The 22,394-nt window shown below is 69.5% G+C and carries 19 protein-coding genes; 11 read left to right on the top strand and 8 right to left on the bottom strand.

The features are described 5' to 3' along the window. Positions 1 to 52: 52 nt before the first annotated feature. The 3 genes from ACYVJH_RS11575 to ACYVJH_RS11565 are packed head-to-tail and all read left to right on the top strand — an operon-like array spanning position 53 to position 2,990. Positions 53 to 961, top strand: coding sequence for an LpxL/LpxP family acyltransferase (locus ACYVJH_RS11575; RefSeq protein ID WP_460454795.1), 909 nt, complete (start codon positions 53 to 55; stop codon positions 959 to 961). Between the two features lie 9 nt (positions 962 to 970). Further along, positions 971 to 1,489, top strand: a complete 519-nt coding sequence (locus tag ACYVJH_RS11570) for a PH domain-containing protein (RefSeq protein WP_460454794.1) — start codon at positions 971 to 973, stop codon at positions 1,487 to 1,489. Next, entirely contained in the window at positions 1,473 to 2,990 is a 1,518-nt protein-coding gene (locus ACYVJH_RS11565) for a PH domain-containing protein (protein WP_460454793.1), read from the top strand. The genes ACYVJH_RS11570 and ACYVJH_RS11565 overlap by 17 nt, the downstream gene beginning before the upstream one ends. On the opposite strand, the gene ACYVJH_RS11560 is transcribed toward ACYVJH_RS11565, so the two are convergent. Genes ACYVJH_RS11560 through def form a run of 6 tightly spaced genes read right to left on the bottom strand, consistent with a single transcriptional unit; the run spans position 2,965 to position 10,284 of the window. Then, positions 2,965 to 4,422: a potassium transporter TrkG gene (locus ACYVJH_RS11560; RefSeq protein WP_460454792.1), complete on the bottom strand. Its 1,458-nt coding sequence runs from the start codon at positions 4,420 to 4,422 to the stop codon at positions 2,965 to 2,967. The two genes, ACYVJH_RS11565 and ACYVJH_RS11560, sit on opposite strands and share 26 nt — an antisense overlap. Further along, positions 4,419 to 5,798 carry a Trk system potassium transporter TrkA gene (trkA, locus tag ACYVJH_RS11555; RefSeq protein ID WP_460454791.1) on the bottom strand — a complete coding sequence of 460 codons (1,380 nt, stop codon included), beginning with the start codon at positions 5,796 to 5,798 and terminating at the stop codon, positions 4,419 to 4,421. Before trkA ends, ACYVJH_RS11560 begins: the two co-directional genes overlap by 4 nt. A 6-nt stretch (positions 5,799 to 5,804) precedes the next feature. Continuing rightward, positions 5,805 to 7,496: an ArnT family glycosyltransferase gene (locus tag ACYVJH_RS11550; protein WP_460454790.1), complete on the bottom strand. Its 1,692-nt coding sequence runs from the start codon at positions 7,494 to 7,496 to the stop codon at positions 5,805 to 5,807. Between the two features lie 42 nt (positions 7,497 to 7,538). After that, positions 7,539 to 8,849, bottom strand: coding sequence for a 16S rRNA (cytosine(967)-C(5))-methyltransferase RsmB (gene rsmB, locus ACYVJH_RS11545; RefSeq protein ID WP_460454789.1), 1,311 nt, complete (start codon positions 8,847 to 8,849; stop codon positions 7,539 to 7,541). Further along, positions 8,846 to 9,766, bottom strand: a complete 921-nt coding sequence (gene fmt, locus ACYVJH_RS11540; RefSeq protein ID WP_460454873.1) for a methionyl-tRNA formyltransferase — start codon at positions 9,764 to 9,766, stop codon at positions 8,846 to 8,848. The genes rsmB and fmt overlap by 4 nt, the downstream gene beginning before the upstream one ends. An 8-nt stretch (positions 9,767 to 9,774) precedes the next feature. After that, positions 9,775 to 10,284: a peptide deformylase gene (def, locus tag ACYVJH_RS11535; RefSeq protein WP_460454788.1), complete on the bottom strand. Its 510-nt coding sequence runs from the start codon at positions 10,282 to 10,284 to the stop codon at positions 9,775 to 9,777. A gap of 170 nt (positions 10,285 to 10,454) precedes the next feature. Between def and ACYVJH_RS11530 the strand changes: the two genes are divergently transcribed. The 6 genes from ACYVJH_RS11530 to ACYVJH_RS11505 all read left to right on the top strand — a co-directional run bounded on the left by ACYVJH_RS11530 (position 10,455) and on the right by ACYVJH_RS11505 (position 19,013). Continuing rightward, complete coding sequence (locus ACYVJH_RS11530; protein ID WP_460454787.1) at positions 10,455 to 11,528, top strand: LysM peptidoglycan-binding domain-containing protein; 1,074 nt, start codon at positions 10,455 to 10,457, stop codon at positions 11,526 to 11,528. Positions 11,529 to 11,595: 67 nt separating this feature from the next. Further along, entirely contained in the window at positions 11,596 to 12,729 is a 1,134-nt protein-coding gene (gene dprA / locus ACYVJH_RS11525) for a DNA-processing protein DprA (protein ID WP_460454786.1), read from the top strand. A gap of 36 nt (positions 12,730 to 12,765) precedes the next feature. Further along, positions 12,766 to 13,239: a DUF494 family protein gene (locus tag ACYVJH_RS11520; protein WP_460454785.1), complete on the top strand. Its 474-nt coding sequence runs from the start codon at positions 12,766 to 12,768 to the stop codon at positions 13,237 to 13,239. A 93-nt stretch (positions 13,240 to 13,332) separates the two neighbouring features. Then, on the top strand, positions 13,333 to 14,505 hold the full coding sequence (locus ACYVJH_RS11515) for an RDD family protein (RefSeq protein ID WP_460454784.1): 1,173 nt from the start codon (positions 13,333 to 13,335) through the stop codon (positions 14,503 to 14,505). A 148-nt stretch (positions 14,506 to 14,653) separates the two neighbouring features. After that, entirely contained in the window at positions 14,654 to 17,173 is a 2,520-nt protein-coding gene (locus tag ACYVJH_RS11510) for a DNA topoisomerase I (protein ID WP_460454783.1), read from the top strand. Between the two features lie 82 nt (positions 17,174 to 17,255). Then, on the top strand, positions 17,256 to 19,013 hold the full coding sequence (locus ACYVJH_RS11505; RefSeq protein ID WP_460454782.1) for a trypsin-like serine peptidase: 1,758 nt from the start codon (positions 17,256 to 17,258) through the stop codon (positions 19,011 to 19,013). Positions 19,014 to 19,075: 62 nt separating this feature from the next. Here ACYVJH_RS11505 and ACYVJH_RS11500 read toward each other — a convergent pair whose 3' ends face one another. After that, positions 19,076 to 20,665 (bottom strand): amidohydrolase family protein, encoded by a 1,590-nt coding sequence (locus ACYVJH_RS11500; RefSeq protein WP_460454781.1) that lies wholly within the window; start codon positions 20,663 to 20,665, stop codon positions 19,076 to 19,078. Between the two features lie 48 nt (positions 20,666 to 20,713). Between ACYVJH_RS11500 and ACYVJH_RS11495 the strand changes: the two genes are divergently transcribed. Beyond that, positions 20,714 to 21,280 (top strand): DUF4124 domain-containing protein, encoded by a 567-nt coding sequence (locus tag ACYVJH_RS11495; protein ID WP_460454780.1) that lies wholly within the window; start codon positions 20,714 to 20,716, stop codon positions 21,278 to 21,280. On the opposite strand, the gene ACYVJH_RS11490 is transcribed toward ACYVJH_RS11495, so the two are convergent. Then, positions 21,277 to 22,053, bottom strand: coding sequence for an SDR family oxidoreductase (locus ACYVJH_RS11490; RefSeq protein ID WP_460454779.1), 777 nt, complete (start codon positions 22,051 to 22,053; stop codon positions 21,277 to 21,279). The genes ACYVJH_RS11495 and ACYVJH_RS11490 overlap by 4 nt on opposite strands. Here ACYVJH_RS11490 and ACYVJH_RS11485 point away from each other — a divergent pair. Next, positions 22,052 to 22,351 (top strand): hypothetical protein, encoded by a 300-nt coding sequence (locus ACYVJH_RS11485; RefSeq protein WP_460454778.1) that lies wholly within the window; start codon positions 22,052 to 22,054, stop codon positions 22,349 to 22,351. The genes ACYVJH_RS11490 and ACYVJH_RS11485 overlap by 2 nt on opposite strands. Positions 22,352 to 22,394 lie beyond the last annotated feature (43 nt).

The following is a 22,394-nucleotide window of genomic DNA, read 5'->3' as shown; positions in this document are numbered from 1 at the left end:
CACGGACGGTCAATCCGGCCGGGCGGTTTGGCGATTCCCTTACACTCCGGCGATGCCTTCCGTGCCCGTCGCCAGCCGTTTTCTCTATGCCGCCGCCTGGCTCGTAGGCCGCCTGCCCCGGGCGCTGCAGCGCGGACTGGGCACGGCCCTGGGTGAACTGGCCTGGCGCGCCAACGGCCGCGAGCCGCGCGTCGCTCGGCGCAACCTCGAACTGGCCCTGCCCGGCCACGCCCCGGGCGAACGCGAGGCCCTGGTGCGCGCGGTAATGCGCGAAACCGGCCGCGCCGCGCTCGAAACACTGCGGCTATGGACGGCCCGCCGCGAGGCCACGCTGCGCCTGGTGGCCGGATGCGAGGGCCTGGCGCACCTCGAGGCCGCCGAACGCGCCGGCCGTGGGGTGCTCATTGCCGCCCCGCACTACGGCAGCTGGGAGCTGCTGGTGGAATTCATGGCCGCACGCGGGCCTTTCAGCCTGGTGTACCGGGTGCCGGAAAGCCCCACCGGCGACGGCTTCCTGCGCCTGGCCCGCGGCGGCGACAACGTGCGCCTGGTACCCGCCGAAGCCACCGCGATGCGACCGCTGCTGCGCGCACTGCAGGCCGGCGAAGCCGTGGGCATCACGCCCGACCACCAGCCCAAGCTGGGCGGCGGCGAGTTCGCGCCCTTTTTCGGCGTGCACGCGCTCACCCTGAGCCTGATCCCCAAGCTGGCCGCGCGCACCGGCGCGCCCGTGCTGGTGGGTTACGCCGAACGCCACGAAGACGGCCGCTTCACCGTGCGCTTCGAGCCGGCACCGGCCGACATCGCCAGCAAGGACATCGTGGCCGCCACGACCGCCATGAACGCTGCCGTCGAAGCCGTGGCCCGGCGTGACCTGCGGCAGTATCAGTGGACCTACAAACGCTACACACTCAGGCCGCCCGGTTCGGGCGAAGCCAATCCCTACCAGCGCCCGCGCTAAGGAACCCGGATGAATCCAACCAACCCCGCCGCTCCGCCATTCCAGCCCTTCGGCGAGGACTGGCAGCCGCTTGCCCCCGCCGCCCGCAAGGTCGGTGCTGGCGTGGGCGTGCTCTGGGGCCTGGTCATCGGCATCGCGGCGGGCGTACCGCTGGCGGTCGGCCTGGACCTGGGCCTGGCCGGAAAAGCCGGCATTGGCCTGGTCGTCGCCCTGCTGCCCGCGCTGCTGTTCGCGCTGATCGCCCGGATCCGCTGGCGGCGCACCCACTGGCGCCTGAGCCCCGGCGGCCTGCGGGTGCGGCGCGGCGTGGTCTGGCACAAGGAAATCCTGGTGCCGCGCAGCCGCGTGCAGCACCTGGACCTGGAACGCGGACCGGTCGAACGCCACTTCGGCCTGGCCACCCTGGTCGTGCACACGGCCGGCACCCGCATGAATGCGCTGCGCCAGTCCGGCTTCCTCGACGACGACGCCGTGGCCCTGCGCGACGCCCTGCTGCCGGAAACGGACCGCAATGACGACAGCCTCTGAGTCGCTCAGCCGCGGCGGCGGCGAACGCCGCCTGCACCCGTGGTCCTGGCTGTTCGTGCTGATCCAGCAGCTCAAGTCCTTCGCATTTCCGCTGCTGGTGCTGCTGTTCACCGGCCGGGGCAATTCCTGGGAGCTGTGGGGCCTGGCCGGTGGCGGCGTGCTGGTGCTGGTGTCGCTGCTGCAATATTTCTACTACCGCTTCCGCGTCGAGGACGACGGCATCGTCATCCGTAGCGGCGTGCTGCAAAAGAGCCACCGGCACATTCCCTACCAGCGCGTGCACAACGTCGCCGTGCACCAGTCGCTGCTGCACCGGCTGTTCGGCGTGGCGGAGGTGCGGCTCGAATCCGCCGGCGGCATGAAGCCGGAGGCCGAGATGCGCGTGCTTTCACTCGTGGACGCGCAGGCGCTGGAAGAGCTGGTGCGTGCGCAGGGCGCCGGGTCTCAGGCCGCCGCCGGCGAGGGCGACGGCGAAACGCCGGCCCTGCCGGAAAGCCGCGTGCTGCTGTGGCTGTCCACCGGCGAAGTGGTGCGGCTGGGCCTGATCTCCAACCGAGGCCTGATCGCCGTTGCCGCCGCCTTCGGCCTGCTGGCCCAGGCCGACCTGCTGGACGTGCTGGTCGAACCCTGGGCCGCCGACGCGGTGGACTGGGGCCGCAGCCAGCAACTCGACTGGGTGGGCTGGGTGATCGGGGCGATCGCGCTGCTGGTGTTTTTCGTGGTCGCGCTGCGCGCGCTGTCGGTGGTGCTGGCGCTGCTGCAGTTCCACGGCTTCACCCTGACCGAACAGGGCCGGCGGCTGAGCGCCCAGCGTGGCCTGCTGACCCGCCTGCGCGCGAACATGCCGCGCTCGCGCATCCAGGCCTGGAGCCTGCGCGAGGGCCTGCTGCACCGCTGGTTCGGCCGCCAGAGCCTGCGCGTGGACAGCGCGTCCATCCAAGCCGCCAACGACCAGCGTTCCGTGCGCGACCTGGCGCCGGTTGCCACGCCGGAGAAGATCGACGCGCTCATCCAGCACCTGCTGCCGGTGGGGCACTGGCCGATGCAGGCCTGGCGCCGGCTGCACCACCGCGCCTGGCGGCGACAGTTCACCTTTCCGGCGCTGCTGAGCCTGGCGCTGGTGGGCGTGGCGACCTACATCAACGGTCCCGTCGGGCTGCTGGCCCTGTTGCTGGTGCCGCTGTTCCTGGTGCGCGCCATCGTCTGGGCCCGGCACGCCGGCTGGAGCGAGGAAGCCGGCGTCATCGCCGTGCGCGAGGGCTGGCTGGACAAGCGCTGGCGCTTCGCCGAGGTGCGCAAGATCCAGTCGCTGGTGCTGGTGCAGTCGCCGATCGACCGCTACCACGGCATGGCCACGCTGATGATGGACACGGTGGGCGCCAGCCCCTTCGACGAGCCGCTGCGCATCCGCTACCTGCCCGCCGACGAAGCCATGGCACTGCGCGACCAGCTGGCCGCGGCGATGGAGGCCGCGCCTACTCCCGCCAGAACGCCGGCGTAAGCAGCACCAGCAGCGAGAACACCTCCAGGCGGCCCAGGATCATGCCCAGGCTGCCCAGCCAGATGGCCGGGTCGCCGGCATGGGCCCAGGTCACGGCCACGCTGCCCAGGCCGGGGCCGAGATTGGTGAGCGTGGCGACGGCGCCGCCGAAGGACGACTCCAGGTCCAGGCCGCCCAGGTTGAAGCCGACCATCAGCACCACGAAGCACAGCATCCAGATCGCGATGAAGCCGCTGACCGACAGCACCACCGACTCGGACACGCGGCGGCCGCCCATCTTCACCAGGAACTGGGCCTTGGGGTGCACCAGCTGCTTGATCTCGCGGAAGCCCTGGCGCACCACCATCACCACGCGGGCGACTTTCAGGCCGCCGACGGTCGAGCCCGAACAGCCGCCGATAAAGGCCAGGCCCACGATCAGCAACGGCGCTGGGTGCGACCATTCGTGGAACGACGAGGTCGCGAAGCCGGTGGTGGTCATCGCCGACACCACCTGGAAGGTCGCGCGGCGGAAAGATTCGCCGAAGCTGTCGAAGGTACCTCCGGCCCAGGCCACCACGGTGACCACCACCGCCGCCACCGCCAGGATGCGCAGGTAGGAACGCAGCTCGGAGTCGCCGCCGTACACGCTCATCGATGCGCGCCGCCAGGCGACGAAATGCAGGCCGAAGTTGATGCCGCCCAGGGCCATGAAGATGATCGCGATCCAGTCGATGAGCGGACTGTTCCAGTAGTCCAGCGCCGCGTCATGGGTCGAGAAACCGGCGGTCGACACCGTGGACAGTGAATGGCAGATCGCGTCGAACAGGCTCATGCCGGCGGCCCAGTAGGCGCCCGCGCACAGCACGGTAAGCCCGAAATAGACGCCCCAAAGCGCCTTGGCCGTTTGCGCGATGCGCGGGGTCAGCTTGGTGTCCTTGGTCGGCCCGGTGCTCTCGGCGCGGAACAGCTGGGTACCGCCGATCTTGAGCATCGGCAGGATCGCCACCGCCAGGATCACGATCCCCATGCCGCCGAGGAACTGCAGCAGCTGCCGGTAGAACAGCACGCTGCGGGGCAGCGAATCGAGGTTGGCGATGACCGTCGCGCCGGTGGTGGTCAGGCCGGACGTGGCTTCGAAGAAGGCCTCGGCGTAGTCGAGGTGCGGTGGCCCGTGCACGAAGGGCAGCGCCGACACCAGGCTGGCGAAGAACCAGGTGAACGTGACGATCAGGAAGCCGTCGCGCAGCCGCAGGTCGTACTTCACGTGGCGCACCGGCAGCCACAGGAAAACACCCAGCAGGCCGCTGGCCAGGAAACTGCCGAAGAACACCGGCGCCGTACCCTCTTCGTCCCAGGCCAGGGCCAGGAAACCGGGCAGCAACTTGGTCATCGACGAGAGCACGATGATCACGCCCATGATGCGCTGGATGGCGCGGAAGCGTTGGCTCACAGCCAGGTCGCCCCGGTCTGGAACAGGGCACTCACCCGGGCCATCTCGCGCTTGTCCATCACGAACAGGATGACGTGGTCGCCCTGTTCGATCACGACGTCGTGGTGGGCGATCAGCAGCTTCTCGCCACGCACGATGCCGCCGATGGTGGTGCCCGGCGGCAGTTCGAGTTCGTCGAGCGCACGGCCGATCACGCGCGAGGTGCGGGCGTCGCCGCGGACCACGGCCTCGATCGCCTCGGCGGCGCCGCGGCGCAGGGAGTACACCCGCGCCGGCGCGCCTTCGCGGATGTGCGCCAGCAGCGCACCCAGGGTCACCAGCTGCGGGCTGACGGCGATGTCGATGCTGCCGCCTTCCACGAGCTCGGCGTAGCTGGGGCGGTTGATGAGCGAAATCACCCGCGGGCAGCCCATGCGCTTGGCCAGCATCGCCGAGAGGATGTTGGCCTCGTCGTCGTTGGTCATCGCGCAGTAGACGTCGGTCTGGTCGATGTTTTCCTCGCGCAGCAGGTCTTCGTCCGCGCAGTCGCCGACCAGCACGATGGAGTTGAGCAGGTCCTCGGCGATGCCGCGGGCGCGTTCGCGGGAACGCTCCAGCACCTTCACCGAGTAGCGGCCTTCCAGGCTGCGGGCGAGGTTGCGGCCGATGTTGCCGCCGCCGGCGATGAGCAGGCGCCGGGCCGGGCGCATGTCGACGCGGCGCAGCTCGGCCATCACCGTCAGGATGTGCTTGCGCTCAGCCAGGAAGAAGACCTCGTCGTCCACCTCGATGACCGTATTGCCCTCGGGCTGCACCGGCCGGCCCTTGCGGAAGATGGCGGCCACGCGGGCGTCGACGCCGGTGGGCAGGTGTTCGCGAAGTTCGCGGATTTCATGGCCGACGAGGGCGCCGCCGGGCACCGCGCGCACCGCCACCAGCTGCACCCGGCCTTCGGCAAAGTCCAGGACCTGCAGCGCGCCGGGGTATTCGATGAGTCGCGCGACGTGCCGGCAGACCAGCTGTTCGGGGCTGATCGCAGCGCTTACCGCGGAGTGTTCCGGGTCGGCCAGGGCGGCCACGTCCAGGTACTGGGCCTCGCGCAGGCGTGCCACCCGGGTGGGCGTGCGGAACTGGTGCTGGGCCACCTGGCAGGCGATCAGGTTCACTTCGTCGCTGGACGTCACGGCCACCAGCAGCTCGGCTTCCTCGGCGCCCGCCTGGGCCAGCACGTCGGGCAGCGAGGCATGGCCGACCACGGTGCGGATGTCGAGTTTTTCCGCCAGGTCGCGCAGGCGCTGGTGGTCGGTGTCGACGACGGTGATGTCGTTGTTTTCGGACGCCAGCGCCGATGCCACCGACGTGCCGACCTGCCCTGCACCCAGGATGAGGATCTTCATGCGGCGCTAGTCTACTCGCGTGGCACCGGGGGAACAGCCTGAAAGTGCCTGCGGCCCCAGCAGCCACCACTCGCGGCGGTTGGCCATGCCGACCGGACGGGCGCCGGACGCGGGGTCGAAGTCCACGCAGGCCAGGGCATCGGAATGCTGGACCAGCAGCAGGCGCGCGGCCGGGTCGGATGCCAGCCAGGCCTGCGCGTGCTGCAGTTGTTCCCCGGCGGGCACGCGGAACCCGAACTCCACCACCGGCCCGACGGCCTGCAGCAGGTTCTGTTCCTTCCAGTCCACCAGGCCCAGGGCAACGCCCGGCCCGGCCAGCACCCGGGCGCGCTGCATGAGCTCGCGGGACGAACTTTCGTCGTCCAGGACCGGGTGCAGCACGAAGCCATAACCCGACCAAAGCAGCACCAGGAACAGCGCGCAGGCGGCCAGGGCGCGGCGCAGTCGCGCCACCGCGACGGCCAGGAGGGACACGCCGCCGACCGTGGCCAGCATGGCCCAGACCCAGCGCACCTCGTCGCCCAGCCCGCGCTCGGTGACCTGCCGCGCGAACAGTCCCACGTCGCTCCACAGCCCCAGCGCGCCCACGGCCAGCAGCATGGCGGCGAGCGCGCCGGTGAAGGCCATCACCGCGATGCGGAAGCCGCGGCGGCCGGTGATGTCGTCGAGGAACGGCGCCGCCGCCAGCGCCAGCGCCGGCAGGGCCGGCAGCAGGTACATGTCACGCTTCCCGGCGCTGGCGCTGAAAAAAAGCAGCACCAGGATCGACCACGCCAGCGGTAGCCAGACGCGCGCGTCGCGTTCGCGCCAGGCCCGGGCCCAGGGCTTGAGCAGCCAGGGCAGGGCCAGGGAAAACGGCAGCCAGAAGAACAGCACGACCTGGCCGAAGTACCAGAAGGGTTCGGTGTGGTGCCAGGCGTTGGCGTAACGCTGCGCCGTCTGCTTGAACAGGATGTTGCGCAGGTAGTCGGCGTGTTCCGGATCACCGCTCGACAAGGCGACGGCCAACACCGGGCCCAGCCAGAGGCCGATGGCGGCGAGGAAGGCCAGCGCACCGCCGGCCCAGCGCCAGCCATTGCCCTGGCCCAGGGGCGCGATACCTTGCCAGCCCCGCCTTGCGAACACGGCGAAGGGCAGCAGCGCCAGCAGCGGCAGGAACCCGACGCCCTTGGTCACCACGCCCAGGCCGGCCGCGAAACAGCCGGCCAACCACCATCGCCAGTGCGGCCCGAGCAACAGATGGCGGCAAAGGCCGTAGAAGGACAGCGTGGTCAGGAACACCAGGGTCGGGTCGATCTGCGCGCGTTTGCCCTGGTAGAGGAACTGCAGCGCCACCGCCACCGCGATGGCGGCCCACAGGCCGGCGCGCGGCGACCAAAGGCGCCGGCCCAGGTCCCAGGTCAGCGCCAGGGTGCCCATGGCCGAGAGCAGGGATGGCAGCAGGAAACTCCAGCGCCAGCTGCCGACCAGGCCGAAGGCCGCCGACAGCAGCCAGAAATAGATCGGGGGTTTGTCGGGGTAGAGCTCCTGGCCGCGATGCGGGAACAGGAAGTCGCCCGATTCGACCATCTGCTTGGCGACCAGCACGAAGCGCGGTTCGTCGGCAGGCCAGGGGTCGCGCAGGCCGAAACCGGCCGCCAGCACGAAAAACGCAAGCGCGAAAAAAACCAGGGCGTGGCGACGATCGACGGAAGTCATCTGGCTCGAACTATAGGGCCCAGGCGATGACGCGGATTTGACCTAACCCGCCTTTTCCAGCCGGGCATAGAAAAAACCATCCATGCCGTCTTCGCCCGGCAGGCGCTGGCGACCGGCGTCGCAGGCGTGGCCGAAACGGTCGGGAAGCACCGCGGCGCGGGCATCCGCGTGCCGGGCAAGGAAGCCGGCGACCTGGACCTCGTTTTCCTCGCGCAGCACCGAGCAGGTGGCGTACACCAGCCGGCCGCCCGGGCGCAGCAACGGCCACAGGGCATCAAGCAGCTGGCTCTGGGTGGCGGCAAGCGCGGGGATGTCGGTCTCGCGCCGGTGCCACTTGATGTCGGGCTGGCGGCGAATGATGCCGGTGGCCGAACACGGGGCGTCGAGCAGGATGGCGTCGAAGGGGCGGCCGTCCCACCAGTCTTCGGACTGCGCGGCGTCGGCGACCCGGACCTGCACGTTGGGGGCTTCAAGCCGCAGCCGGCGCAGCAGGTCGCGCACCTTGTCCAGCCGGCGCGCGTCCACGTCCAGGGCCAGCAGTTCGCCCTCGCCCAGGTGTTCGGCCAGCTGCGCCGCCTTGCCGCCGGGGGCGGCGCAGGCGTCGAGGAAACGTTCGCCCGGGTGCGGCTCCAGGGCGAGCACGGCTAGTTGGGCGGCGCCGTCCTGCACGCCCATGGCGCCGTGGTCCCAGCCGGGCAGGCGGTCTACCGGTACCGGGGTTTCCAGGCGCACCGCGCCGGGCACGCTGTCTGGGCAGTCGGCGGGCATGCCGGCTTCCTGCAGGGCGGCGGCCAGCGCGCTGGCGCTGCCCTGGCGGGGATTGGCCCGCAGCCACAGCGGCGCAGGCTGATTGTTCGCGGCCAGGATGGCGTCGGCCTGCTCGGGCCAGTCCCGGCGCAGGCGCTGGACCAGCCAGTCCGGATGGCTGCAGCGGATGGCCGGGTCGTCACTTTCCGGCAGCGGTTCGCGGCTGGCCCGACGCAGCAGGGCGTTCACCAGCCCCACCAGGCCGGTGCGGCCCAGGTCGCGGGCGGCTTCGGCGGTGGCGCTTACGGCGGCGTGCGGCGCCAGGCCCAGGCCCTTGACCTGGGCCAGGCCGGCCAGCAGCAGCCAGTGCACGGCCTGGTCGCGCTGGGCCAGGGGCCGGGCCAGCCACTGCGACAGGGCGTAGTCGTAGCGTCGGCGGTGGCGCAGGGCGTCGAAGCAGATCGCCTCGAGCAAGGCGCGGTCACGTGAGTCAGGCACTTCCGGCAGGGCGCGCGCCAGCACGGCTTTCAGTGAACGGCCCTCGCCCAGCACCGTGCCCAGCACGCGGGCGGCGGTGGCACGCAGCGCCGAGCCGGGCGCGCTCATCGACCGGCCAGCCCGGGGCGGGCGTTGAGGTAGTCGGCAGCGGGCAGGGCGCGGCCGCCGTCGCGCTGCACCACCATCAGGCGCAGCAGGCCATCGCCGCAGGCGACATCGATGCCGTCGCGGCCGGCCGCCACCACGGTGCCTGGGGCCTGGTCGCCGCCGCCCGGCAGGGCCCGGGCCGCATGGATGCGCAGGCGCTCACCGGCGAGTTGGGCCTCGGCGACGGGCCAGGGATTGAAGGCGCGCACCTTGTTGGCCAGTTCGGCGGCCGGGCGCGTCCAGTCCAGCCGGGCCTCGGCCTTGTCGAGCTTGTGGGCGTAGGTGACGCCGTCTGCCGGCTGCGGCTGGGGCACCGGGCGCATGCCCGCACGCAGCAGTTTCAGGCCATCGGACAGCACTTCGGCGCCCAGTTCGGACAGGCGGTCGTGCAGCGAACCGCCGGTATCGTCATCGGAAATCGGCGTGGCCAGCGAGAGCAGCACCGGGCCGGTGTCCAGGCCCTTTTCCATCTTCATCAGGCACACGCCGGACGCCGTGTCGCCGGCCTCGATGGCGCGCTGGATCGGCGCGGCGCCGCGCCAGCGCGGCAGCAGCGAGGCGTGCACGTTCCAACAGCCCTGGGCAGGGATCTCGAGCACCGACTGCGGCAGGATCAGGCCGTAGGCCACCACCACCATCAGGTCGGGCCTGAGCGCACGCAGCTGTTCGCGCGCGGCCTCGGACTTGAAGTTTTCCGGCTGGAATGCCGGCAGCTGGCGCGACAGCGCTTCCACCTTCACCGGCGAGGGCACGTACTGGCGGCCGCGCCCGGCCGGGCGGTCGGGCTGGGTGTAAACGCCCACCACATCGCCGTGCGCGGCGGCCGCGCGCAGGCAGGGCACGGCGAACGCCGGCGTGCCCGCGAAGACGATGCGCAGGGACATGGCTAGGCGGTGCTGGCTTCGCGCTGCTGCTTGGCGAGCTTCTTGCGAACCTGTTCGCGCTTGAGCGGCGAGAGATAGTCCACGAAGACCTTGCCGGCCAGGTGGTCCATTTCGTGCTGGATGCACACCGCCAGCAGGCCATCGGCCTCGATTTCGAAGGGCTTGCCGTCGCGGTCCAGGGCCTTCACCCGCACCGAATTGGCGCGTTTGACGTCGGCATAGATGCCGGGCACGGACAGGCAGCCTTCCTGGTAGACCTGGTGGCCTTCCGCGGACAGGATCTCGGGATTGATGAACACCATTGGCCGGCTCTGGTCCTCGCTTACGTCAAGGACGAGGAGGCGCTGGTGAACGTCGACCTGGGTCGCGGCCAGCCCGATGCCCGGGGCCGCGTACATGGTCTCGAACATATCGTCCACCAGGACCCGCAGGGCGTCATCGACGGTTTCGACCGGCTTGGCAACCGTTCGCAGGCGGGGATCGGGGAATTCCAGGATAGGGAGCTTGGCCATGGACGGAAAGATTGGGTACAAGGGCCCGGACCTCAAGGGGCCGGCACAACAGTATACCTCCGGCGGGCTTGCAATCCGGGACCGGATTTGGGCTATAGTCGCCCAACCTGTCCGGGGAAATCAGGTGGATAGCCGCCATGCTTAAACGGCTTCTTGCAGTTACAACTGCCATGTTGCTCACCTTCGCGGCGGTCGCTTTCGCGGCCGAACTTCGTGAAGACCACCCAACCACGTACGTGGTGAAGAGGGGTGACACCCTCTGGGACATCGCGGGGCGCTTCCTTCAGAAGCCCTGGCTCTGGCCGGAAATCTGGCAGGCCAACCCGCAGGTGCAGAATCCGCACCTCATCTTCCCGGGCCAGGTCCTCAGCCTGGTCTACATCGACGGCGAGCCGCGCGTCCGCGCAGAAGGCCCGCAGGTCGGCGAGGCGGTGGATACCATCCCACTGTCGGAAGTCGAGGCGCTGCTCAAGCACTTCACCGTGGTCGAAGACCCCAAGGCCCTGCCTTACGTCATCGGCACCGAGGACGACCGTCTCTACGGCGTCTCCGGCCAGCTGATCTACGTGCGCGGCCTGCAGGGTGCGGCACCGGGCATGGTGGTCGACCTGGCCCGTCCGGTGAACCTCTTCGGGGGCGGCAACAAGCGCAATCCCCCGGGTGCCACCCCGCTCGACTTCCGCGGCGACCGCCACCACTCGCACTGGACCGTGCCGGCTGGTTTCGGCGAAGCCACGGGCGAGAAGCTGGGCTACGAGCTGGCCATCCACGCCACGGGTGAAGTGACCCGGGTGCAGGGTGAAGTGGCCACCGTGGTGCTGCGCGAGGAAGGCCGCGAAATCCGCGTCGGCGACCGCGTGCTGCCCTCCGAGGCACAGCCTTACGACCTGCAGTTCGTGCCGCGCGCACCGGACGTGGTGCCGTCCAACGCCCGCATCATGGCGGTTGCCGACGGCCTGCTGGCCGGCCCGAACCTGGTGGTCGCGATCTCGGCGGGCGCCCGCGACGGCATCCGCAACGGCCACGTGATGTCGATCTGGAGCCCGGGCACCGTGGTTCCCGACACCGTCGCCCATCGCAGCGGCATGGCGGCCAAGGCCGACAAGGTGCAGCTGCCGGACGAGTTCGTCGGCAACCTGATGGTCTTCCGCACCTTCGACAAGGTCGCCTATGCGCTGGTGATGAACGGTATCCGCCCGGTCAGCCACGGCGACACGCTCAAGCATCCGGACGCCACCGAATAAGCTGACGGCGGCTTCAGGGTTTCACCGACATCGCGGCGCCTTCGGGCGCCGCGATGCTGTTCGGGCCATGGAAAACCAAGACGCCCTGCTGGTGCTGGCCCGCGCCAGACTGCCCGACGCCCTGTTCCGGCACCTGCTGGCCACCCATCCCGAACCCGCTGCCGCCCTGGCCGCCGCCCGCCACGGCGCCGGCCTGCCGCCGGCCTGCCGCGCGGCCCTGCTCCGCCCCTGCCCGCGCCTGCTCGACGCCGACCGGGCCTGGCTGCACAAGCCGGGGCGCCACCTGCTGCCCTGGACCTCGCCCGACTACCCGCCCCTGCTTCGCCGCACGCCCTGGCCACCGGCACTGCTGTTCCTGCACGGTGACCCGGGCCTGCTCTGGCACCCGCAGGTGGCGCTGGTCGGCAGCCGCCGGCCCAGTCCGGCCGGGCGCCAGCGCGCCCACGACTTCGCCGCCGCCCTGGCGCGCGCCGGTTGGGCGGTCACCAGCGGCCTGGCCGAGGGTATCGACGCCGCGGCCCACGCCGGGGCCCTGGCCGTGGGTGGCCGCACCCTGGCCGTGGTCGGCACCGGCCTGGACCAGGCTTACCCGCCGGGCAACGCCGGCCTGATGGCGCGCATCGCAGCCGATGGCCTGGTCCTGGGCGAACATCCGCCGGGCACGCCGGCTATCGCCAGCCATTTCCCGAGCCGAAACCGCATCGTCGCGGGCCTGTCGTTGGGCACGATCGTGCTTGAGGCCGCCATGCGGTCGGGCGCGCTCATCAGTGCCCGGCTTGCTGCCGAGGCCGGCCGCGAGGTATTCGCGTTGCCCGGCTCCGTTGACAATCCGGTGGCCCGCGGCTGCCACCGCCTCATCCGTGACGGGGCCACGCTGGTGGAATGTCCGGATCATGTCGTCGAGGCCCTGGAGCCGCTGGCCGCCTGCCTCGCCGCCGACCTGAACCACGCGCTCGCGCCCTCGCAAGGCGGGGCTCCCGAAGCGCCGGAACGCCCTCCCGGCCGCTCAGCCGGCGGACAGCCGGGCGACGACCCCGACCACAAGCGCTTGTGGTCCGCCCTGGGCCACGACCCCACCCCTTTGGATGAACTGGTCCGGCGCACAGGATTGACGGTGGCCGAACTGTCCTCCATGCTGCTGGTCATGGAGTTGGATGGGCGGGTGGTCGCCGACAATGGCCGCTTTGCCCGGCACCCCTGACCTTCCCATCGCGCCGGCTGGCGCAGGCTGAGGGTAATGAAAGAGACCATACTGGATGTCCTGCTGTACCTGTTCGAACACTATTTCTACGACGACCCCGACGCCGTCCGGGACCGCGACTCGCTCCAGAACGGCCTGATCCAGGCCGGTTTCAGCCCTTCCGAGATCAACAAGGCCTTCGACTGGCTCGACGAGCTGGCGCGCCAGCGCCCGGCCGCCACCACGCCGCGCCTGCAGGTTCCTGTTCGTGTGTATTCCGAACCCGAGCTCGACCGGCTGGACTCGGACTGCCGCGGCTTCCTGATGTTCCTCGAGCACAGCGGCGTCATCGACGCCGACCAGCGCGAGCTGGTGGTCGATCGGGTGATGGCGCTGGACCAGGACGAAGTGGACGTCGACGACATCAAGTGGGTGGTGCTGATGGTGCTGTTCAACCAGCCCGGCTCCGAGGCGGCATACGCCTGGATGGAGAGCCAGATGTTCGAAGATGAGCCCGAACCCGTTCACTGAACCCCGGTTCCCGATTACCCTGTGAAGGCGCCCGGCATGGCCGGGCGTTTTCATGTCTGCACAGGGCGCGCCGCGCCGGGGAGCCAGGGAACGATGAACGTGTGGTACTACGTGGACGCCGGCCACAACCGGCAGGGACCGGTGTCGGGCGAGGACCTGGCCACGGCCTTCCGCCAGGGCCGGATCACCCGCGAGACCCTGGTCTGGCGCGACGGCCTGCCCCAGTGGGTGCCGCTGGAAGGCCACCTGGCCGAACTGCCCGCGGCGCCGCCCGTCGTGCCGGCCGAGGACCTTGCCCCCGGGCTCCCGGCCGGCGGCATCGCGCCCGCAGCCAACCAGCGCAGCAGCGGCCCCGACGACGTCGTGGACGCCGGATTCATTCGCCGCCTGGGCGCCTACATGATCGACTCGATGCTGGTCGGCAGCGTGTTCTACGCGCTGCTGCTGCTGGGCTTCGTGGTCCTGGCCGTGATCGCCAGCGGCCGGGGCCAGGACGAAGGGGAGGAAACCTTCCTGGTCGGCGCGATCATCGTCAACCTGATCTATCCGATCCTCAGCCTGGCCTATTACGCCGGCATGGAGTCGTCGAAGATGCAGGCCACGGTCGGCAAGCTGGCGCTGGGCATCAAGGTCGTCGACAGCCAGGGCCGGCGGCTTGGTTTCGGTCGCGCGGCGGCGCGCTGGGCCGGCTCCATCGTGTCCTACCTGATCCTCTACATCGGCTTCTTCATGGCCGGCTGGACCCAGCGCAAACAGGCCCTGCACGACCTGATGGCCGACACCTTCGTGGTCGACAAGTGGGCCTATACCGACCAGCCCGGCCGCCAGGTCCGCGAGCTCAATGGCTGTCTGGTCGCCTTGGTGGCCGGCGTGGTGATCATGTGCGTGCTGGCGGTCGTGGGCATCCTGGCCGCGATTTCGGTGCCCGCCTACAAGGACTACGAGGTGCGGTCGCGGGTGATGGCCGCCCAGGCCGAGGGCGCCACGGCCGCCCGGCGGATGGCCGACTTCCGGGCCCAGACCGACCGCTGCCCCCGCGACGGGGACGAACTGGGCCTGGCGGCCCCGACCAGCGCCGACATCCAGGAGGTCCTGGTCATCGAGAACCCCGACGGGACCTGCGAGATCGCCGTGACCCTGCGCGACGTGGACGGGCTTGGCGGGGCCGCCAGCGGGGTTTTGTACGTGGGCCAGGACCCCGAGGGGGCCGGAACCTGCAGCGCCGAAGGCGTCCCGGACCGGCTTCTGCCAAGCGCCTGCAAGTGAACGGCGCGGCACCCCCGGCCCGGGCCCTTGCTTGACAGGCCCGGCCGGAGTGGTGCCTTAATGAAAAAAGACCCCCCGGCCCGCGTTCCCCGCGGGCCTCGCCATCTGGGCGGCCCGAAAGCGGGTCCGCCCTGGAGCAAGCACCGGCATGGCCAAGAACCTCCTCATCGTCGAATCGCCCGCCAAGGCCAAGACGATCAACAAGTACCTGGGCAAGGACTTCCACGTCCTGGCCTCGTACGGCCACGTCCGCGACCTGGTACCCAAGGAAGGCGCCGTGGACCCGGACAACGGGTTCGCGATGCGCTACGAGCTGATCGAGAAGAACCAGAAGCACGTCGAGGCCATCGCCAAGGCCGCCAAGGCCGCCGACGCCATCTACCTGGCCACTGACCCGGATCGCGAGGGCGAGGCGATCAGCTGGCACATCTCCGAGATCCTCAAGGAACGTGGCCTGCTCAAGGACCGCGCCCTGCACCGGGTGGTGTTCACCGAGATCACGCCGCGCGCCATCCGCGCCGCCGTGGACAACCCGCGCCAGGTCGCCGGCGACCTGGTGGATGCCCAGCAGGCAAGGCGCGCGCTGGACTACCTGGTTGGCTTCAACCTCTCGCCGGTACTGTGGCGCAAGGTGCAGCGCGGCCTCTCGGCCGGGCGCGTGCAGTCGCCGGCGCTGCGCATGATCGTCGAGCGCGAGGAAGAGATCGAAGCCTTCGTGCCGCGTGAGTACTGGAGCGTCGAGGCGGAGATGAACCACCCGCAGCAGGGTTTCACCGCCCGGCTGGTGAAGCTCGACGGCAAGAAGTTCGAGCAGTTCACGCTCACCAACACCGAGGACGCCCAGGCGGCCCGCGAGCGCCTGGTCAAGGCTGCCGGCGACGCCCTGCGCGTCACCGACGTCATCAGCAAGGAGCGCAAGCGCCGCCCGGCACCGCCCTTCATTACCTCCACGCTGCAGCAGGAGGCCGCGCGCAAGCTTGGCTTCACCACCTCGCGCACCATGCGCGTGGCGCAGAAGCTGTATGAAGGCATGGCGATCGGCGAAGAAGGCACCGTCGGCCTCATCAGCTACATGCGTACCGATTCCGTGAGCCTTTCGGTGGACGCGGTGTCGGAGATCCGCGACGTCATCGCCCGCGACTTCGGCACCCAGGCGGTGCCGGACAAGCCCAACGAATACAAGTCCAAGTCCAAGAACGCCCAGGAAGCGCACGAGGCCATCCGCCCGACCTCGGCCCTGCGCACGCCGGCGTCGGTGGCCAAGTACCTCGACGACGACGGCCGCCGCCTGTACGAACTGATCTGGAAGCGGACCGTCGCCTGCCAGATGGTGCCCGCCACCCTCAACACCGTCTCGGTGGAACTGGCGGCCGGCAGCGAACACGGCTTCCGCGCCAGCGGCACCACCGTCATCGACCCGGGTTTCCTGGCCGTGTACGAAGAAGGCAAGGACCAGAAGGCCGCCGAGGACGATGACGAAGGCCGCAAGCTGCCGCCGATGAAAACCGGCCAGATCGTGCCGCTGGGCAGCATCCATACCGACCAGCACTTCACCGAGCCGCCGCCGCGCTTCTCGGAGGCCTCGCTGGTGAAGGCACTCGAGGAATACGGCATCGGCCGTCCGTCCACCTACGCCAGCATCATCCAGGTGCTGCAGGGCCGCGAGTACGTGTACCTGGACAACCGGCGCTTCCGGCCCAGCGACGTCGGCCGCGCGGTGGCCAACTTCCTGACCAGCCACTTCACCCAGTACGTGGACTACGACTTCACCGCCAAGCTCGAGGACGAACTCGATTCGGTGGCCGCCGGCGAAAGCGCCTGGGTGCCGCTGATGGAGCGGTTCTGGAAGCCGTTCAAGACCATGGTCGAGGAAAAGAGCGAGTCCGTGGACCGCTCCGAGGCCACCGGCGCGCGCCAGCTGGGTACCGACCCCAAGTCGGGCAAGCCGGTGTCGGTGCGCCTGGGCCGCTACGGGCCCTACGCCCAGATCGGCCACATGGACGACGAGGAAAAGCCCAAGTTCGCCTCGCTGCGCCCGGGCACCAGCATGCACACCATCACCCTGGAGGAGGCGCTGCCGCTGTTCGACCTGCCGCGCACCCTGGGCGAGATGGACGACAAGCCGGTGACCGTGGCCATCGGCCGCTTCGGTCCCTTCGCCAAGCGCGGTGACACCTATGCCTCGCTGGGCAAGGAAGACGACCCGTACAAGATCAGCTTCGAACGTGCGGTCGAACTGATCCGGGCCAAGGAAGAAATGATCGCCAACCGCACGATCAAGACCTTCGAAGGCACCGATATCCAGGTGCTGAACGGGCGCTACGGTCCCTACATCACCGACGGCGAGAAGAACGGCAAGATCCCCAAGGATCGCGATCCGGCCAGCCTGACCCAGGCCGAGTGCGAGGCCCTCCTGGCCGAGGGCAAGCCCGTGCGCAAGGGTGGCCGCTTCGGGAAGAAGGTCGCTGCCAAGAAGGCGCCGGCGAAGAAGGCGGCGAAGAAGTCGTCGGAGACGACTGCGACCCCGGCGAAGAAAACGGCCAAGAAGGCGGCCAAGAAAGCGACCAAGAAAGCAGCCAGGAAAACGACCAAAAAGGCCGCCAAGAAGGCCCCGGCGAAAAAAGCCGCCAAGAAGGCCGTGAAGAAGGCCGTCGCGAAGGAAGCCTGAACCGCGGTCCGTGGCCAGATTGCAACCGTGCCGGCAGGGTTTAGACTGCACGGTACGTCGTCCTGGTTCACGGAGCACCGCAATGACCACCCGCCGTTTGTTCGCCCTGGCGCTCGCGCTGGTCCTGTGCAGCACCGCCGCCAGCGCGCAATCCGCGCGCGTGGTCGCGGGCGAGCGCGCACTGCCCAGCAAGGACGCCCAGGCGCCGCTGGCCTGGCGCGACCCCGCCGCCGGCGCTTCCCCCGCCCGGCTCGAACTGAGCCCGATGCCCCCCGAGCGCATCCTCGAACTCGAGCGCAACAACGAGCGGCTTGCCGGCAAGCGCCTGCAGGTGGGCATCGAACGTTCAATCAGCGACGCCGTGGCGCCGCTGCCGGCCCTGCGCTGGAAGGGCATCGACGGCGGCTCGGTCGCGCGCATCGAAGTGTATTCGCCCGATGCCCTGGCGCTGCGGGTCGGCCTGAAGCTGCGCGGCGTGAGCGATCGCCTCGAGCTGCGATTCGCCGGTTCGGGCACGCCCACGAAGATCGAAGGCCTGACCTCCGGCGCCGAAGCCCGTCGCCTGGTCGACGATCGCGGCCTGCACTGGACGCCAGCCACCGATGGCGACACCCAGACCATCGAACTGTTCGCGCCGACGGGTGTCGACACCACGTCGCTCAAGGTCCAGGTGGCGCACGTCTCCCACCTGGTCACCAGCCTTCGCAGCAATTTCGCGCTGACGCCAAAGATCGGTGAGTCCAACAGCTGCAACGTGGACACGGCCTGCCGCGTGGGCACGCTGGGCCAGGCCTTCGTGGATGCCAAGGATTCGGTGTCCTGGCTGTTGTTCCAGGACGGTGGCAGCTACATCTGCACCGGCACCCTGCTCAACGACACCGACAACAGCACCCAGATCCCCTACTACTTCACGGCCGACCACTGCATCGGATCGCAGACGGTCGCCAACACGGTCTCGACTGTCTGGAACTACGAGGCCACCAGCTGCGGCAGTGGCGTCTCGACCGCCACCACCCAGGTCGGCGGTGGCGCGCAGCTGCTCTTCAGCGACTATGCCGGCGACAACTCCGATACCGGCACGGATGCCGCCCTTCTCCGCCTGAACAACGCGCCGCCGGCTTTCGCCTACTTCGTCGGCTGGGACGCCAACCCGGTGGCCGCCAACGCGGACGTGCTCGCCATCCACCATCCCAGCGGCGACGCCAAGAAGTCTTCCCTGGGACGGCAGAGGTCGCAGGACGCCTTCCTGACCGAGGTAGGCTGGCTGAGCGGGACGACCGAAGGCGGCAGCAGTGGCTCGGGTCTGTTCACCGGTGGCGCCGGCGGCTACTTCCTGCGCGGCGGGCTCTACGGCGGCCAGGCCAGCTGCGCCAATTCGGGCAACCTTTCAAACACCGGCAACTGGGACGTCTATTCGCGCCTGGACGTGGTCTACGACGACGTCAAGCAGTGGCTGGCGCCCGACACCCAGCAGACCTTCGGCCCGTCCGCGGGCCGCGATTACACCGGCGCCTGGTACGTGCCCACCGAGTCGGGCTGGGGCCTCACGATCTACCAGTACGCCGCGCCCACGTACAACCAGTTCGTGATGTTCTTCATCTACGACAACACCGGCAGGGCGCAGTGGTTCGAGATGGACGGCACCTGGACCGGCACCGACGTGCGCTCGGGCCCGGTGTACGCATCCAATGCGGCCCCCTGGGGCACCACCTTCAACCCGGCCAACCGCAACTTCTCGGCCGCCGGCAATGCGACCATCACCTACACCTCGGCCACCACGGCGACGGTGCAGTTCACCATCAACGGCGTCACGCGCAGCGCCTCGCTGCAGATGCTCTGAGTGCATGTCGAAAGCGGCCCCGGCGCACTGCCGGGGCCGCTTTATTGCCGCCAGGATCGTAGTCAGCGACCCGGCTGGGGCAGCACCTGGACGCCGCGCCTGGCCTTCTCTTCGGCGACGATGGTCCGCACGTCGCGCAGCAGCGCAGCCGCGTCGTACACGATGCCGTCCTTGATGGTGTAACGCACGCCGCCCACGCGGGTCGGCTCGCCGCTTTCGCCCAGTCGTATGTGGCCGGTGCCGTAAAGCACCTTGAGGTTGGCAAGCGGATTTTCCGACAACACCACCAGGTCGGCCAGCTTGCCCACCTCGACCGAGCCGATGCGGTCCTGCGCACCCAGGGCCTCGGCACCCGACAGCGTGGCGGCGCGCATCACCTCCAGGGGGTGGAAGCCCGCTTCGCGCAGCAGTTCGAGCTCCTCGATGGTGCCAAAGCCGTAGGTCTTGTAGATGTAGCCCGAATCGCTGCCGACGGTGACCCGGCCGCCGCGGTTCTTGTAGTCGTTCACGAAAGCCATCCAGCGCTGGTAGTTGTGCTTCCAGTCGGTTTCCTGCTCGCTGCCCCAGTCGAAGAAGAAGCTGCCGTGGTTTTCGCGGCTGGGCGTGAAGAAATCCCACAGCGCCGGATGCGTGTAGTCGGCGTGCCACTCGGCGGTGCGCGCGCGCATCAGGTCGCGGGTGGCCTGGTAGATGGTGAAGGTGGGGTCGAGCGTGAAGTCCAGCGCCAGCAGTTCCTTGATCACCGCCTCGTAGCGCTCACTGCCCTTCTCCGACGCCTGCGCCCACAGCCGGCCGGCCTCGCCGAAACGGTGCTGTTCGTCCATGTAGTTGTAGTCGGCCGGGTACTGCTGCACGGTCTGCCCGTCGAACAGCGCCTCGGGCAGGCCGTACCAGTGTTCCATCGTGCCCAGGCCCCAGCGCGCGGTGGTCAGCACGTTCACGCGGGCGACGTCGAGCTGGGCGTGGTGGCAGGCGCTGCCCATGCCCTGCTTGCGCAATTCGTCGAAGGCCGCCTCCAGGATGTCGGGGCGGTAGCCGAAACACTTCATGCCCAGCGCGCCCTTGGCCTTCATGCTGCGCACCCACTGGCGCGCCTGTTCGGGAGTGGTGATCGGGCCGTCGACGCCCTGGCCGAAAAAGGCGTACGGGAAGATCCGCGGCGCGGCAATGGCATTGGCGGCGCTGCGTTTCGCCTCCGAGGCGCACCACTGGATGCCGTTGCCGCAGCCCGGGTCACGCACGCTGGTGATGCCGTGCGCCAACCAGAGCTTGTAGACATATTCGGCGGTCACGCCCTGTTCCTCGCCGCCGATGTGACCGTGCATGTCGACGATGCCCGGCATCACGTAGTGGCCGTCCAGATCGAGCTCACGGCCGCCCTGCTTCAGGACGGGCCGGTTGCTGGCGTCGATCGGCGCGTTGGCGCTGCCGACGATCTGGACGCGGGTGATGCGGTCGCCTTCGATGACGATGTCCACCGGACCGTAGGCCGGCGAGCCGGTACCGGTGATGACCGTGACGCCGCGCAGGATCAGCTGCGGCCACGGACCCTCGCCTTCGTCGCGTTCGGGCGCCGCCGGGATGGCCGCCTGGGCCAGCGCTGCGGACAGGAGGGCGGCAAGCAGGACAAAACAGCGCATCGGAGGGGTCATGGCGGGCCTGGACTGGAAGGAGGGGCGCGAGCGGCGGAGAATGCGCACATGCACAGACCCGGCTGGCCAAGCTTAGCCATTTTGCTGGCCATCGTCGGCCCGGCCGGCGGGCAGGACATTACCGTCTACCGCTGCACCGACGACCAGGGCCGGGTGATGCTGCAGGACGAACCCTGCCCTCCGGGCCAGGTGCAGCAGCAGCGCAGCATGGCGCAGCCAAAGGATCCGCCGCCGCGCCCGGCCCCGCCCGCGCCCGCACCCGCACCCGCACCGGCGGAAACCCCGCGCGAGCCGACGCCCGTCTTTTTCGCGCCGCCCCCGCTCTACCAGTGCACGAGCTACGACGGCGACATTCGCTTCAGCGAGAACTACGACCCCAACCCGCGCTGCGTCCCGCTCGCCGTGCTGGGCTACGACGCCGGCGCCTATGGGGCCGTGTGCCGCTGGGTGGAGGATTCCTGCGTACGCCTGGACGATGCCTCGGCATGCGATCAGTTCAAGAAGATGCTGGGCCAGGCCAAGTCGGACGCACTGCATGCCTTCAGCGACACCGCCGCCTACCGCAAGTCCGAAGTGGAGCGGCTGACGCAGATCGTGCGCGAGAGCTGCCGCTAGAAGCCGTAGCGAAGGAAGCCACCATCAACGGCGATGCATTCGCCGGTGATGTAGCTGGCGGCCGGAAGGCACAGGAAAGCCGCCGCCGCGGCCACCTCCTCGGGTTCGCCGACGCGGCCCATGGGCGTGCGGTCCAGCACTTCGTCCAGGTAGTCCGGGTCGGCAAGCTTGACCGAAGTGCGGCGGGTGCGGATGTACCAGGGCGCCACCGCGTTCACGCGCACGCCGTCTTCGGCCCACTCGCAGGCCAGGTTCTTCGTCAGCTGGTGCAGCGCCGCCTTGGACATGCCGTAGGGCGAGCCGGTACGCACGTGCATCAGGCCGGAAACCGAACCGACGTTCACGATCGACGACGTTGCGTGCTGGCTGAGCAGCGGGAACGCGAAGCGGCTGAGCTCGAAGGCGGAGAACAGGTTGGTCTCGAAGATGTCCCGCCACTCGTCGTCGGCGTAGTCCATCGTCGGCTTGCTGGCATTGGTGCCGGCGTTGTTGACCAGGATCTGCAGGCCATCGCCCAGGTCCTCGACCCAGTCGAAAACCTCGCGGCGCTGTTCGGTGTCCGAGACGTCGGCGGCGAAGGCACGCACCTCGGCATCGGGGAACTGGTCCTCGAGCTCGTCCACGGCCACGTCCAGTGCGTCCTGGTCGCGCGCCACGATCAGGACGTCGGCACCCAGCTCCACCAGCTCGGCGGCGATCGCCCGGCCGATGCCGGCGCTCGCCCCGGTGACCAGCGCCACCTGCCCGTCCAAACGCCAGCGGTTCGTGCCCATGGCCATCTCCTCGTCGCCGGGGCTTAGGATAGCGGCCAGCGACCCCGAGGAGGAAACCATGCGCACCCTGAGCAATCCGATGTTCGCCCTGGCCGCCGGCCTCGCCCTGTGCGCCTGTTCCGACCCGGCGCCGACGCCTACGCCGGACCCGCCCGAGCCCCAGACTGCCGGCACCCAGGAGCACACCGAACTGCGCGACGCCATGCAGGCCCCGCTGGACAAGGCGCAGTCGGTGGAAGTGACGCTGCAGGAAGACACCGCCGAGCGCGACCAGGCGCTGGAAGCCACCGGCGACTGAAAAGAAGACGCCCGGGCGAGCCCGGGCGTCTGGGTTCAAACCA

The organism is Arenimonas aestuarii, from assembly GCF_054781715.1.
This window is presented reverse-complemented; position numbering and strand designations above follow the sequence as displayed.

Coding starts and splice junctions, on each gene's coding strand:
- ACYVJH_RS11515 (WP_460454784.1), top strand. CDS start 13,333: ATGAACGTGTGGTACTACGTGGACGCCGGCCACAACCGGCAGGGACCG.
- ACYVJH_RS11565 (WP_460454793.1), top strand. CDS start 1,473: ATGACGACAGCCTCTGAGTCGCTCAGCCGCGGCGGCGGCGAACGCCGC.
- ACYVJH_RS11575 (WP_460454795.1), top strand. CDS start 53: ATGCCTTCCGTGCCCGTCGCCAGCCGTTTTCTCTATGCCGCCGCCTGG.
- ACYVJH_RS11505 (WP_460454782.1), top strand. CDS start 17,256: ATGACCACCCGCCGTTTGTTCGCCCTGGCGCTCGCGCTGGTCCTGTGC.
- ACYVJH_RS11485 (WP_460454778.1), top strand. CDS start 22,052: ATGGCCATCTCCTCGTCGCCGGGGCTTAGGATAGCGGCCAGCGACCCC.
- ACYVJH_RS11495 (WP_460454780.1), top strand. CDS start 20,714: ATGCACAGACCCGGCTGGCCAAGCTTAGCCATTTTGCTGGCCATCGTC.
- ACYVJH_RS11520 (WP_460454785.1), top strand. CDS start 12,766: ATGAAAGAGACCATACTGGATGTCCTGCTGTACCTGTTCGAACACTAT.
- dprA (WP_460454786.1), top strand. CDS start 11,596: ATGGAAAACCAAGACGCCCTGCTGGTGCTGGCCCGCGCCAGACTGCCC.
- ACYVJH_RS11550 (WP_460454790.1), bottom strand. CDS start 7,496: ATGACTTCCGTCGATCGTCGCCACGCCCTGGTTTTTTTCGCGCTTGCG.
- trkA (WP_460454791.1), bottom strand. CDS start 5,798: ATGAAGATCCTCATCCTGGGTGCAGGGCAGGTCGGCACGTCGGTGGCA.
- ACYVJH_RS11570 (WP_460454794.1), top strand. CDS start 971: ATGAATCCAACCAACCCCGCCGCTCCGCCATTCCAGCCCTTCGGCGAG.
- ACYVJH_RS11510 (WP_460454783.1), top strand. CDS start 14,654: ATGGCCAAGAACCTCCTCATCGTCGAATCGCCCGCCAAGGCCAAGACG.
- rsmB (WP_460454789.1), bottom strand. CDS start 8,849: ATGAGCGCGCCCGGCTCGGCGCTGCGTGCCACCGCCGCCCGCGTGCTG.
- def (WP_460454788.1), bottom strand. CDS start 10,284: ATGGCCAAGCTCCCTATCCTGGAATTCCCCGATCCCCGCCTGCGAACG.
- ACYVJH_RS11530 (WP_460454787.1), top strand. CDS start 10,455: ATGTTGCTCACCTTCGCGGCGGTCGCTTTCGCGGCCGAACTTCGTGAA.
- ACYVJH_RS11500 (WP_460454781.1), bottom strand. CDS start 20,665: ATGACCCCTCCGATGCGCTGTTTTGTCCTGCTTGCCGCCCTCCTGTCC.
- ACYVJH_RS11490 (WP_460454779.1), bottom strand. CDS start 22,053: ATGGGCACGAACCGCTGGCGTTTGGACGGGCAGGTGGCGCTGGTCACC.